This is a genomic window from Streptomyces sp. B8-7, assembly GCF_058833805.1.
This window is the reverse complement of sequence record NZ_JBYRRL010000002.1, coordinates 261,646-275,372: the sequence shown is the minus strand read 5'-3', so window position 1 is coordinate 275,372 and position 13,727 is coordinate 261,646. Positions and strand designations below refer to the sequence as shown.

Sequence of the window (13,727 nt, the reverse complement as noted above, 5' to 3'; positions counted from 1 at the left end):
CGCGAATGCCGCCGCACCCCGTCTGACCTGCTCTTTAGCTGGTCAGGGAGGGGTGCGGCGGCATCTGTGGGACTTCTCTGGGGCTTCGGGGCGCTTGCTGGTCCTGACCACCCCGGGCGGGTACTCGTAGATGTCGTCTCCCTGGCCGCGCTCGATGGCGCTCACCAGGGCAGCCCACGCGTTCACCCTTTCAGCGACCGTGAACGCCGTCCTCCAGCCGCGCTGGTGCAACAGCTCTCCCACCGGTTTCAGTAGCGGTTGGCGTGAGGCTCTCATGCCGAATCCGTCCGGGCGACCGAGATGGTCCCGTCAGAGGCCGGCGGCCCCGCAGCGTGATCAAGATGAGACGATCTCGCCGCGGCTGGTGTGATCACGGCGTCGGAGCCGTCCCGGACAGCCCTGTTCAGCGTGCTGAGTCCGAGGCAGTTCGGGAAGCCGGTGACCGATCTGAGGCGCCAGGGTGCGGACGCCGTCCGCAAGGGCCGGCCGTGGAGCCTTCCGCCGGAGGACCGGGCACTGCTGGTCGCGGCCCACCGGCGCACGAACCTGACCATGCGGCAACTCGCCCCGCTCTTCGGGGTGTCCAAGTCGGCAGCGGACCGCATCATCGACCACCTCGGGCCGATGCTCGCGCTCCTGCCCCGCAAGCGGTTCACCAAGGACACCGTACTCATCGTGGACGGCACCCTGGTCCCCACCCGGGACCACACCATCGCCGAGCAGTCGAAGAACTACCGGTACTCCACCAACCACCAGGCCGTCATCGACGCCGACACCCGCCTGGCCGTCGTGGTCGGCCGGACGCTCGCCGGGAACCGCAACGACTGCAAGGCATGGGAAGAATCCGGCGCCAAGGCCGCCGGCAAGACCCTCACGATCGCCGACAGCGGCCACCCGGGCACCGGACTCGTCATCCCCCAGCGCCGACAGCACGGCCAGAGCGGACTCCCGGCCTGGAAAGAGGAACACAACAAGTCCCACAAGCAGGTCCGAGCCCGCGTCAGGCACGTCTTCGCCCGGATGAAGACCTGGAAGACCCTCCGCGACCGTCTCCTCAAGGGCGACGGTGTCCACCACGTCATGCTCGGCATCGCCCGGATGCACATCCTCGCCCTCGCCGAGTGGGTCAGCGGGCCGCACAGCGGCCAACCGCGCACGAGTCGACCCGAAGATCATTTACGGGACATCCCTCAGGGCACATGGCCGAATTCCACGATTCGGCAATTCATTCGAAACGGCGGATAGCGAAGTGGAGCGGTCAATGGGTTCGGCAGTCTTCAAATGCGCTGACCGAATCGATTCTCCGAACGACTCTTCGGTTATACGTCCGCTTTCGACGACCCGAAAAATATCATAAATCCCCTCACGCAAAAGAACATTTGGCGGAAAATAGGTGGCCATTTCCAGGTCCCTGGCCGATGTATTCCAGACGTATCGGGCGGATGGTCGTGCCGCCGGCACGCTCCGTATTGATGTTTCCGTGACCCTCGCCTATTTTATTTTCCGTAGCGGCACATACCGGCACAGAGGCTCTACATTTCCGCGGGCGCCTCACTCAACCGTGTCCACAGGCAGGGGTCACCCATGGCGTTGACGGTCGACGAACTGGTTGCACTGTTCCCGGCGGGGGGTGCCGGTACGTTCGAGCTCGACACCGGGCGGCTCGGGCTGACCGGCGAGGCCGGATCCCTGGAACACTTGCCCAGCGGCATTCTGACCCTCAGTGAAGCGACTGCCGACAGCGCCGCTCTGACAGTGACCGGCAACGTCACTTTGGCCGGTGAGGCGATGCCGGCCAGCGCCCGGTTCTTCGCCACTGGCACGGCGGTCGACGCGCTGCTCTTCGAGGCGAGCCCGGCGACCTGGCTGCTCCAGACCGCCGTCGCCCGCGTCGACCTGTCCGGGCTGTCCGGTGGCCGGTCACTGCGGGTCCTGCTGGCCGCCGGACAGGCCGCGGCCGCGGCCGGACGGTGCCCCGGCACCGGGCCCTGGGTGGGCTTCCAGCTCGGCGGGGCGGTCGCTGACCCGCTGGAGTTTCGCGCCGAACTGCGCAAGGAGTCCATCGGCGCGGCCCAGCCCCTCGACGGACCGCCGCTGCTGATCACCCCGCTGCTCGAAGCTCTGGGCGAGTACGGCGTCGAACTGCCCGGACCGCTGGTCGACTGGCTGGAGCGGGTCCAACTGCACCAGCACCCGATGGGCAAGACGGACAACCTGATGGTCACCGCCGAAGCGCCGGTGGATCACGGCACCGGCGCGAATCCAGTGGAACTGCTGGTGCTGCGGACCACGGTGCTCGGCCGCACCGGCCAGGACGGCAAACCCAAGGCCACCACCGTCGCCATGGTCCGGGCCCGCACGGACTGGGACGGTTCCGGGCTGCCGGTGGTCGGACCCATGATCGGCAACGGGCTGCTGTCCCTGCCCGCGCTCCAGATCATGTACGTCTCCGAGAACCTCAGCGCCGAAGACGTCATCAAGATCAACCGGGTCGTCACGGAGTACGACCTCGGCCCGCTCCAGCAGTTGCCGGTGGTGAACGCGGCGGCTGGGGTCCCGCTGGGCAAGAACGTGAGTGCGGCGGTCCACCTCGCGGTCATGGGCCATCCGACCCCGGCGCTGGTGATCACCGTCCCGCCGAAGTTCGGACCGGCTCCGGAGAGTCCGGACAAGCCGAAGCTCGAATACGAGTTCGTGATCGGCAAGCAGTTCGGGCCGGTCTACCTCTCGTCGATCGTATTTCGCTACGACTTCAAAAAGGGCCTGCTGATCGAGCTCCAGGGCCAGGTCACGATCGGTTCTCTTACCTGGCAGGTCGCCGGACTCGGCTTCTACGTCGGCATGAGCGGCGGCTTCCCGTTGCTGCCCTTCCTGCACGGCATGAACATCGAAGCCACTGCCGCCGACGGGCTCATCGGCCTCAAGGGCGGCCTGCTCAACAAGACACCTGACGACCCCTCCCTCGATTTCGAACTCGCCGGACTGATCCTCGTCCAGGCAATGGCGGTGGAACTCGGCGCCCAGGCCGTGTGGGCACGCAGCGTCGAAGGCTGGCACTCCGTGTTCATCTACGGCGAGATCTCCCTCCTCGGCGGCGCCTCGGTCTTCGGCCCGCCGCCCTTCACCGTCACCGGCTTCTCCGCCGGATTCGGGATCAACAGTTCCTTCAAAAAGGTCCCCACCGGCGCCGAGATCGCCGAATTCCCTCTGGTGGCACGACTGGACGCGGCCCAGGCCCTGCCCGGCCTGCCGGCTCCGACTCCGTACACCCCCGAGGACGCGCTCAAGGCCCTGACCGGACCCACCGGCTGGATCCGCCCCACCGAGGGCCAGTACTGGATCGCCGCCGGAGTGAAGTTCACCAGCTTCGGCTTCATCGAGACCAAAGCCCTCGCCGTCATCGAACTCGGCGACTCCGTCAAGGCCATGGTGCTCGGCCGCACCTCCGTCAGCCTGCCGCGCACCCTCGACCCGAACGCCCGGGCCATCGCCAGGGTGAACATCGGCCTGAGCCTCGGTTTCAGCTCCGCCGAGCACTGCCTGTCCATGGACGTGGCTCTGCTGCCCGGCAGCTACGTGCTCGATCCGTCCATCGAACTCACCGGTGGCGTCGCCGTCTACGTCTGGACCGGCGGAGGCCGCGCCGGTGACTTCGCCATCAGCCTCGGCGGCTACCACCCCGACTACAACGTCCCCACACACTACCCCCGGCCCAAACGACTCGGGTTCGTGTGGTCCCCGGCCAGCGACATCACCGTGCGGGCCGAGGCCTACGCCGCGATCACGCCCGCCGCGTTCATGTTCGGCGGACGCCTGGCCGCCGTCTACGACAAGGGCGTCTTCTCCGCGTGGTTCACCGCACACCTCGACGTGCTGGTCCAGTGGAAACCCTTCTACCTCGACGTGCGGCTCGGCATCAGCATCGGCGTCGCGGCCACCGTCAAAGTCTGGTTCGTCCGGGTCCGCATCTCCGTCGAGGTCGGCATCGACCTCCACTTGTGGCTGCCGCCCTTCGGAGGCCGGGCCACCGTCAAACTCTGGTTCATCTCCTTCAGCTTCGGCTTCGGCTCCTCCCGCGACAGCACCCCCACCGTGGACTGGCCCGAGTTCCGCACCCAGATCCCCGCACCCGCCCGGGTCATCCCCAACGAGGGCCTGCTCACCGACGCCGACCAGGGCGAGATCACCCGGCGTGCGGCCGCCAAGGAGCCGACTCTCGTCTCCTCGGCCGGATTCACCTTCACCACCGAAGCCGGCATCCCCGCCTCACACCTGTACATCAACGAACGGCTGATCAAACAGTCCGACGAGGGGACCATCGACATCCGCCCCATGCGGAGGACCGGTGTCACCTCAGCCCACTGGGTCACCATCACCAAGGACGGCACGACCTTCCACCCCACCGACCATCACTGGGTGGTCAAGCCGGTCACCGGCACGGTCGCCCCCGGCCTGTGGGGCAAGCCCCTGGCCAAACCAGGTGATGCACTTCACGGCGACCAACTGCTCGAAAACCGCCTCACCGGACTGAGGATCACCCTGCCCAAGCCGGACTACGGCACCGACACCGGGCCCGTCACCTCACAGGCGCTCTCGTACGAAGGACTCCCGGACGGCCGCATGCCCCTGCGCGTGTCCGACCCCGCCGGGCCCGAGCCGCACGCCGACGACCAGAGCATCCGGACCATCGCCAACACCGTCGCCGCCCCCACCGTCCAGGACCGCCGCACCGCCGTGCTCAGCACCCTCGCCCGGCTCGGTGCCGGCCCCGGCGCCGGCACCGGCAGTCCGCTCACCGGCTACGCCGCACTCGCCGGCCGCAGCCTGACCACCCCGCCCCTGACCACCACCGCGACGAGGTGACCGGCCGTGACCGCTGAACCGGATCTGCGCATCCACTTCCTCGACCACCTGATCCCGCGTGCCACCCCCGGCGACTACCGGGTCGTGGTCAAGAACACCCTCAGCGACTCCGGCGGCGAACTGGACGCCCAGGACAAGCTGCTCCCGTCCGAGGAGACCTTCGAGATCAAGGCCGTCCGCTTCGTGCTCGGCGAAGCGTCCGTCCACGCCTACTACCCGCCGCGCGAGAGCACCGGCGCCTATACCAGGACCCTGCCGCACATCACCCTCAGCCGGTCGATCCTGCCCTGGGAACGCAACCTCGCCGGAACCCGCGCCGAGCAGCCCCCGGCCTGCCCGCCCTGGCTCGCTCTGCTCGTCTTCGGCGAGAACGAACTGCCCGACGACCCCGCCGCGTCCGGGGACACCGTGCTGCGCACCGTCGAGGAGCTCCGCAACCCTGCCGAGGCGGGGGTCAAGGGCCCGAACCTGCCGCCCGGCGGCGTCGACGAGGCTGAGGCCCGGAGCAAGTGCCAGACCATCGACGTCCCGGCGGACCTCTTCAACGCGGTCGCCCCGCGCTACGACGAGATGTACTACCTCGCCCACGTCCGCAAGGTCGTCGACGCGAACAAGACCCGGGCCGACGGCGAAGTCCTCGAAGAAGGGGAGTACGCGGTCGTCAACGCCAACCGCTTCCCCCGCAACCCCGGTAACTACGCCGTCCACCTCGTCTCCCTCGAAGGCTTCGAGGGACGCCTGTCCGGCACCCTGCCCGGCGGCACCACGGCCGTCCGCCTGTGCTCGCTGCACAGCTGGAGCTTCACCAGCAGCGAAGGGCCCGCCGCCGACCCCGGAGCGCTGCTGGAGAACCTCGTCGCCCCCGGCGCCGAGGAGCCCGAAGAGCTCGCCCTGCGCCTACCGGTTACCGCACCGATCAACGACGACCCCGAGGACGACTACGTCCGCGAGCGCCTTGCACTCGGCTACACCGCCGTCCCCCACCTGACCCTCTCCGGCGAACGCACCTTCGCCTGGTACCGAGGCCCGGCCACCCCGGTCACCGCTTTCGACGTCCCCACCGAGCACAGCCCCGGCCCGCACACCACCTCCGACCACGCGCTCATCTACGAGCCCGAGCACGGCATCTTCGACGTCAGCTATGCCGTCGCCTGGACTCTCGGCCGCACCATCGGCCTGGCCGACCCCGAATACACCACCGCCGTCAGCAGGGCCCGCCGCGAACTCGCCAACCGGGCGACGACACTGATGGCGCTGGCCGGAGACCCGGCGCGCGCCTCGGTCGACCCGGACGCCCCGCCCGCCCTCGGCGCGCTGCGCGAACTCGCCTCCGCACGCTTCCGCGAGCGGCTCAGCACCGGGCTCACGAGCCCCCAGCTCCCGGACGACGCCGGACGCAGGACACCGCAGCCGAGAGTGACACGCGCACAGTCAAGGTCCGTGCTCGCGGAAGAACGCGCCGTCTCCCTGCTGCGGACCACCGCGGAACGCAACGCCGCGGCCATCGCCGCCTGGCAGGCCCGCCTCGGCCTGCTCCAGGGCGTGCCGTTCCACCACCTCGTGCCCGACCCGCGCATGCTGCCCCTGGAATCCCTCCGGATGTTCCGCCTCGACCAGGGCTGGCTGGACGCGCTCGTCGCCGGAGCCGCCGACGTCGGTGTACACACCTCCGTCGACAGCCGCCTCGCCCCCGAACTCAACCGGGCCACCGCCCGGTCGGACAACACGAAGCGGGCCGCCGGCGGGATGCTCATCCACTCCGAACTCATCCCCGCCTGGCCGGACATCAAGACCTCCGCCTACCTCGAGGACGGAACCGTCCTCACCGAACTGCGCCGCGCCAAACCGGACAAGAGGATCCTGCTCGTCCTCTGGGACGGCGTTCCCGACAAGGTCGTCATCCGCGAACCGGGACAGGGCATCCACTACGGCATCGACGCCGGGAACCGCCTCGGCCTGCGCAGCCTGGCCGCCGACCCGCCGATCGGCACCCCTCTGGAGACCTACTACCCGGCCACCGGCAGCCTCTTCGACCTCCACCTGCGCTCCGACCCGGACGCCGGACCCGCTGTGCTCCAGATGTTCGGCACCGACGGTCTGGTGCCCGCCCTGGCACGGGAGTTCGGTCTCACCGACCTGGATCCCGGACAACTGGCGCTGGAACTCGTCAACGCCCCGCTGGAACAGGAAATCCTCAGCCCCACCGGCACCGCTGCCCGTACGGAGACCGCCTGATGAGCGCCACGGACCTGATCGTCCCCGTCAAGGTGAACGCCCTTGTCGTCAACCGGCTGACGCGCACCGCCGAGACGTTCAACCGGTGGACACCGAACTTCGACGCCATGATCGAGGAGGGCGCGAGCGCGGAACCGCCCCCCGGCATCGGCACCGAGACCATGGGCCCGGACACCGAAGGCGTCTACGTCCAGTGGCAGCTGCCCGAGGCGCTGGCCAACGGACACTACGACCAGGCGACGGGGGAGACGGCCTTCCCCTTCGTCCCCAACCGCTGGCTGGTCGTGCGCTACAGCACCACAGGGGCGGAGGCGGACCGCAAAGCCGTCGGATGGATCGTGCAGAGCGACTACCTGGAGAGCCGCCCGGTCCAGGACGCCGACGGCAACGACATCTACGGCACCAACAAGCACCCGAACCCCGACACGCCGGAGGGCGCTCCGCTGGAACTGACCTTCCTCGGCCGCCGCCATGACCTCACCCGGGCACCGTGGACCGAACCACCCGCCCAGAAACCGCACCTGACCGCGGCCGGGCCCGGACTACCCGGCTTCGCGGCCTACCAGCCGTACAACAAAGACGTGTTCTCGATCCACGACAGCCTTGAGGACCTCAAAGGCGACCTGGACAACTACCCGCCCGACGCGACGCTGAGCTACTTCGTCGTCGGCTGGTACAGCGACGACGCACTCGACTACCTCAACCACGCCGCGTCCGTGCCCGGTCTGCTCCCGCCGGACGCGAGCGGGACGGCCGACCTCCTCGAAGCCCTCGGCTGGGACACACCCGACGGCACCGCCGCCGACGCCCTGGACCGCACCCTCTACAGCGGCTCGGCGCTGGGAGTCGACTGGCAGCGTGAAGGCGCCACCTACGAGTCCGACAAACCGAGCAACATCGAACTCAGCGAGATCCTCACGCTGGGCAGCAGCAGCGCCGAAGCCCTCGGCCGGCTGGCCGCCCGCCAGACCCGCTCCGCGCGCACCGGGGACCTCGTACGCTCCCTCTTCCACGGCACCCTCGAAACACTCGACACCGCCGACGGCGAGGAGGACCTCGATACCCTCACCCATCACTCCTGGTTCTCCGGCTCCGACGGCGGCCATGTCTGGAAGGTGACCGCGCGCCCCGTCGAAGGCGACGACGAGCTGCCGCCCCCGCCGCCGGAACCCGAATGGCTCACCGAACTCAACGACGTGCAAAGGCAGTACGACGACCTCACGCCCAGGCTCCGCCGCTCTCAGCAGCGCCTGTGGAACATCTGGTGGCTGCGCAACAAGCCGGTTCCCCCGTTCACCCCTGAGCACCCCGCAGGTTTCGACGCCGCAGCTGATGTCCAGCTCGACGAGAGCGATACGACGAGCCTGGCCGGGCGGACCAAGGCTTTGCTCGACGAACAGTTCGTGCTGATGAGGCAACTGCCCACCGGAGGCACCCCGGAGGAACTCGCGGCCGACATCGCGCAGTACGCGACCGACCGCGGACTCGACCCGCGCTACCAGCTGGAGCGCACCGCCCGCGAGTCCTACTACCGCCCCGCCGACCCGGTCGTGCTCATCAAGGACACCGGTGCCAAGGAACCCCTCACCCGGGACACCCCGCTGCCCTGCCGCCTTCCCGAGGCCCTGATCACCCGGATCACCGTCGGCGGCACGACCTACGACCCGCCCACTACTCCGCCCGGCCCCGGACTGGCCGGTCTCCCCGACGCCTGCACCCCGCTGCTCGCCGAGTTCGCCCTCTTGGACCAGGTGGTCCGGGTCCCCGGCGCTCTCGACGCGGCCCTCAAGGACCCCGCCGCCGTCACCGGGCCCGTCCCCGAGTACACCGCACCATGGCGGCAGCCCTGGCTGCCCATGCACCTCGAATACGAACTGAAGTACTGCCCCACGCCCTTCCAGGCCGACGACACCACCTACTGGACCTTCAACGGCAGCCGCTACGAATGGTCCGGCCGGGGAGCCCAGCCCGGCGGTGGCGAAGCCGACCTGCGGTGGCTCACCTTCAAGAACCGGGCGTTCCTCACCCCGAGCGCGCCGTTCGTCCTGCAGAAGCAGATCGACCGCTACCTCGACACCTACTCCGGCGCTCCCACCGAAGGCCTGCTCGCCCTGCGCGAGGAACTCGGCGACCCGGGAATGCTCTCCCAGCGCCTCGACGGCTTCCACGACTGGCTCGTCCAGCAGGACGGCGCCGCCAGGACCACCGTGCACGTCCCCGACGCCGTCGCCAGGCTCGTCGGCGACATTCAGAGCGTCCCGGAAGGCGGCCCGCTCGAACCGCCCGCCGACGACCCCGGAACGCCGTTCCAGCCGGTCCGCGCCGGCCAGTTCACCTTTCACGACCTGCGCGTCGTCGACCGCTTCGGGCGCACCTACGACATCGTCAACAGCGGCAACCGCGAACAGGTCTCCCTCACCCTCGCGGAGAGCGTCGCCCCCGATGAGATCCTGCACGACGACCTCATCGGCACGGCCCGCTTCGTCCAGCTCGGCCCGCGTCTCCTTCAGGGCGCCCGCGTGCGGCTGGAGACCGTACGCGCCGTGGACGGACAGCGGCTCTCGCCGATGGCCCGCGCGACCACGGCGGAAAACCCCCTGGCCGGCTGGCTGCTGCTCAACCACCTCGACCAGACCCTCGTCGTCCACGGACCCGACGGCGTCTGTCTCGGCGAACTCCGCGTCGTCAAGGACATCGACGGCGCGGACGACAGCGTGTGGCTACCGCTCCCCGGCTCGCCCCACCCCGACGTCGACGCCCAGGAATTCGAGGACGCCATGCCGCACCTGGCCCGGTTCGTCCGCACCCTCAAGGACAAACCCGCCGCCGCACTCACCGGTCTGCTCGACACCATCGACCAGACCCTCGACACCATCCTCGACGACGCGGCCCAGGAGGACGGCTCCGCGTTGCGGCTCATCGGCCGGCCGCTTGCACTGGTGCGCGCCGATCTGGGCGTCGAGCTCGAAGGGCCGCTGCTGAGCAACCCGAGCTGGGACCAGGTCCTCGGAGAGTCGGAGGAGGAGTACGACGGCTACCGTTGGCCGGTGCGCCTGGGCAACGAGAAGCGGCTCGGCGACGGCCTCGTCGGATACTTCGCCGGGGCGACCGGGCCCGACCAGGAGACCTCGTACGAACTCTTCCACGCGGTCATGCCGCAGGGTGGCGGGGGCTATCTCGTCCCGATCGACAAGGGCCATGGCCTGGCCGTGCCCGCGCGCACCCCGGACCAGCCGGTGACGCACCACCTGACGCTGCTGATGGATCCGAACGCGGCGGTGCACGCCACCACGGACATCCTCCCGGTGACCAAGGTCCAGCTGCCCGACGACCTGGTGTCCGAGGCGATGCGGCGGATCCGGGCGTCTTTCCGGCTCGGCCCGCTCCTCGCGGCCGAGCGGGTCGACAAGGCCGAGGAAGCCCGACGGACGGGGGCAGGGGAGGAGCCGGCGCAGGCAGGTGTGGTGCTGCCGCAGCCCGCGTCGTGGCACGGAGCGTGGAGTTGGGCCGAGCCGCGCGGGTCGGCGACCGAGTGGGTGGAGCTACCGATCGTTCCGGCCGATTCCACGGCCCACTTCGGGGATCCGCAGGCGGAGGCCCGGTACGGATACCTGCTGCTCGACGCGACCGAGACGTCCTGAACCTCCTTTTCAGAAGGGCTGTTGCATGAGCGTTGTCATGGTGAACACCACCAACCTGCTGCCATACGAACCGTCGACCGAACCGAAGCCGTTGCGGGTGAGCTCCGCTGAGGAAACCGAATACGGCTCCGTCAACATCAACGTCGGCAGCGGGATCACCACCCCGGCCTGGTGCAACAAGATCACCGTCCGGGTGCCGGTCGGCGCAGGAGCCGAGCACCTCACTACCGAGGGCGCCGACATCAGGACCGGTGCCAGCACCGGCTGGACGCCGTCTCTCCCCACCGTCTCCGGCGGCTTCGCGGTCATCACCTTCACCCCGGCCCGCGCGGTGCAGTTCACCGGACAGATCATCACCTTCACCCTCTCTAACATCGCGGTCAACCGCACGGCGGGTCAGGTCTCCATCGAGATCATCGAAAGTTCGTCACCGACGAACGGGAGCTTCACCAACAAGAACGCCGCGGTCGAGGTGGACAAATTCCCGGCCGGGTTCGTGTTCCGGAACTTCGCGCCCGAGAAGATCATGGTGGAGAACGGTGAGGTTGCCGTGCTTCGCTGGGAGGGCTCGGACGCGAAGTACACGATGTACTGGGGCGACGCCCCCGCCGGAGTCTCCCTCGACAAGGAACGTGTCTGGTCCACCCCGCGCGGCCTGACCACCGTGACCGGATTCATGCTCCGCGCGGAGGTCACGGCAGGCGGCGTCACCCTCACCCACACCCTGACCACGGCCGTCACCGTACGCATCCCTGACCTCGTCGTCAGGAACCTCACCGTCCAGGGCCCGGCCACATTCGCCGACAGCGTCAGCCTCAGCAACACCGCCAAGGACCTGACGGTCGCCGGATCGGTGCGCGGCGCGGGCAGCAACCCGCTGCGGATCAGCCAGAACGCGGGCCTGAAGGTCGACGCGGCCCTGAACGTCACCGGGGCGAGTACGTTCGCCAACAGCGTCAGCCTCACCAACGCCGCCAAGGACCTGACGGTCGCCGGATCGGTGCGCGGCGCGGGCAGCAACCCGCTGCGGATCAGCCAGCCCGCGGGCCTGAAAGTCGACGCGGCCCTGAACGTCACCGGGGCGAGCACCTTCAACAACAGCATCACGACCATCGGCAACGTCACCGTCGGGGGCACGCTCACCGCCAACGGCAACCTCAACGCCGTCGGGACAGGGACCGTCCGAATCGCCGACCTCCGCGGCCCGTACGGCGAACCGCTCAAAATCAACAGCCACGTCAACGTCTTGCCCGGCAACAACGTCACCATCACTGACAATCTCACCGTCGGCGGCAAGCGGGCTATCCGCGCCGGTGACCGCATCAAGCTGGAGGTCAACAGCCACAACAAGGAGCTTTACCTCTACTGTGAGACCGGTAACAGGGACAACGTCTACGGGGGCAGTAGGAACTACTCCAACGCCACCTGGCGAGTTCATTACTACGACTCCCGCAGCAGCGTGAACGATGCTGCGGACGGCCAAGGAACCATCGCTGAACCCAACGGAGGCGACATCCGCTCGGTGGCTGACTGACTGAGCGTTTCCCCAGGTCAGAGGCCTTGCGTCACGAGTCTGCGCAGCTCGCAGGGCTGCCGAGTCTTTTCCGCGACATCTGACCGGCGCGATGTCGTGCCCCTCGGAGGCAAGGGGCACGACATCACAACATGCCAGCTGAACTGCGGGTACTCACCTTCACGACCCTCCATTGGTCACCGTTGTCTTTCAGCGCCCTGTGCAACACACGTGCAAGATGACCTTGCATGGTTGACGACACGTCAGACACGGCAGCTGTAAGTCTTGATCGTTCGGCTCCGGTCATGTGGTCGCCGCCGCGGTGATGTTGTTCCATCGGCGGTGGGCCTCGGTGGCCTGGTGTCGGTGGTGACGGCGCCAGGCAGACCAGTGCAGGGCGTGCTCGAGGTCGCGGCGGGGCGTGGGGAGTGCGGTGATCCGCAGGACGGCCAGGAGTTCGCGGCTGCTGGCCGGGGCGAGTTGAAGGCCGTGTTCGGTTGTGTCGACGGTGCGGGTGGCAGCGGTAGAAGGACAGTTCGCGGGTGTAACGGTGGCGGCGCACGACGAGGAACGCGTGCCCGGCCTCGTCCCGGCCTGCGGGGGCGTCGTCGGCCAGGATGTCGATCAGGGCCCAGTCGTAGTGGCGGTCGCCCTTGGTGCCGTTGCCCGTGCGGCGTCGCATCCAGGCCCTGGCCGGCACCTTCGCCGCCGGTTCAGTGGCGCTGAAGCGGCCCGCGGCAGTGCTCGCGCGGTGGTCGGCCCTGACCGCCAGGGCGTAGTCGAAGCCCAGTGTGCGGGCGGTGTGGCGCAGTTCCAGGCTGCCGTAGACCTCGTCGCCGGTGAACCAGCGGGTGGGAAGGCCGAGCCTGCGGGCGCGGTGCAGCATGGCGGCGGCCAGCTGGGGCTTGGTGGCGAAGGTGACCTCGTCGGGCACGTGCCGCAGCAGCCTGCGTTCCTCGTCTTCGGCCCAGGCGGCGGGCAGGTAGAGCTCGCGGTCGATCAGGGCGTGACCGCGCGGCGAGGCGCAGGTGAGATGGACGGCGACCTGGCACAGACCCACCCCGCCAAGAGCGCCGGAGTACTGGTGGGAGGCTCCCACGCAGTCGGTGGAGGACTTCTCGTCACCCGTCTCGTCGACGATCAACACGGCTTCGTCGTCGGCGAGTTCGGCCGCGGCCCAGGCGGCGAGACGGTCGCGGGCCAGGTCATGGTTCCAGGCGCCGCGCGAGAGGAAGTGCTGGAGGCGGTGCGGCCCGTCGTGCCCGAGCGCGTCGGCGAGGGTCCAGCAGTTGCGCCGTTCCAGCTCCATCAGCATGCCCTGGGTCATCGCCCGGCCCAGCATCCGCGAGTCCCGGCGCGGGAAGCAGACGGCCACCGCCGCCATCAGCGACCCGAACGCCGCCGTCCGGACCCGCTCGGCTATCGTGGCCTCCACGGCCACCTGGTTCTTGATCGTCTTCACACACGTCAATGAT

Annotated in this window: 6 protein-coding genes and 1 pseudogene; 5 read left to right on the top strand and 2 right to left on the bottom strand. The window is 68.9% G+C overall.

The window, feature by feature from the left end:
• Positions 1-42: 42 nt before the first annotated feature.
• Positions 43-186 (bottom strand): hypothetical protein, encoded by a 144-nt coding sequence (locus AC5K6T_RS10055; protein WP_493207689.1) that lies wholly within the window; start codon positions 184-186, stop codon positions 43-45.
• Between the two features lie 180 nt (positions 187-366).
• Between AC5K6T_RS10055 and AC5K6T_RS10050 the strand changes: the two genes are divergently transcribed.
• The 5 genes from AC5K6T_RS10050 (at position 367) to AC5K6T_RS10030 (ending at position 12,273) form a co-directional block, all read left to right on the top strand.
• On the top strand, positions 367-1,245 hold the full coding sequence (locus tag AC5K6T_RS10050) for a transposase (RefSeq protein WP_493207687.1): 879 nt from the start codon (positions 367-369) through the stop codon (positions 1,243-1,245).
• Positions 1,246-1,584: 339 nt separating this feature from the next.
• Entirely contained in the window at positions 1,585-4,863 is a 3,279-nt protein-coding gene (locus AC5K6T_RS10045; protein ID WP_493207685.1) for a DUF6603 domain-containing protein, read from the top strand.
• Between the two features lie 6 nt (positions 4,864-4,869).
• Entirely contained in the window at positions 4,870-7,098 is a 2,229-nt protein-coding gene (locus AC5K6T_RS10040; RefSeq protein WP_493207683.1) for a hypothetical protein, read from the top strand.
• Positions 7,098-10,739, top strand: coding sequence for a hypothetical protein (locus AC5K6T_RS10035; protein ID WP_493207681.1), 3,642 nt, complete (start codon positions 7,098-7,100; stop codon positions 10,737-10,739). Before AC5K6T_RS10040 ends, AC5K6T_RS10035 begins: the two co-directional genes overlap by 1 nt.
• 25 nt (positions 10,740-10,764) lie before the next feature.
• On the top strand, positions 10,765-12,273 hold the full coding sequence (locus AC5K6T_RS10030) for a hypothetical protein (protein WP_493207679.1): 1,509 nt from the start codon (positions 10,765-10,767) through the stop codon (positions 12,271-12,273).
• A gap of 282 nt (positions 12,274-12,555) precedes the next feature.
• On the opposite strand, the pseudogene AC5K6T_RS10025 reads toward AC5K6T_RS10030, so the two are convergent.
• Positions 12,556-13,714: pseudogene (locus AC5K6T_RS10025) on the bottom strand (IS701 family transposase).
• Positions 13,715-13,727 lie beyond the last annotated feature (13 nt).

Excerpts from the sequence above, each read along its gene's own strand:
- AC5K6T_RS10035 (WP_493207681.1), top strand. The coding sequence starts at position 7,098 with ATGAGCGCCACGGACCTGATCGTCCCCGTCAAGGTGAACGCCCTTGTC.
- AC5K6T_RS10030 (WP_493207679.1), top strand. The coding sequence starts at position 10,765 with ATGAGCGTTGTCATGGTGAACACCACCAACCTGCTGCCATACGAACCG.
- AC5K6T_RS10045 (WP_493207685.1), top strand. The coding sequence starts at position 1,585 with ATGGCGTTGACGGTCGACGAACTGGTTGCACTGTTCCCGGCGGGGGGT.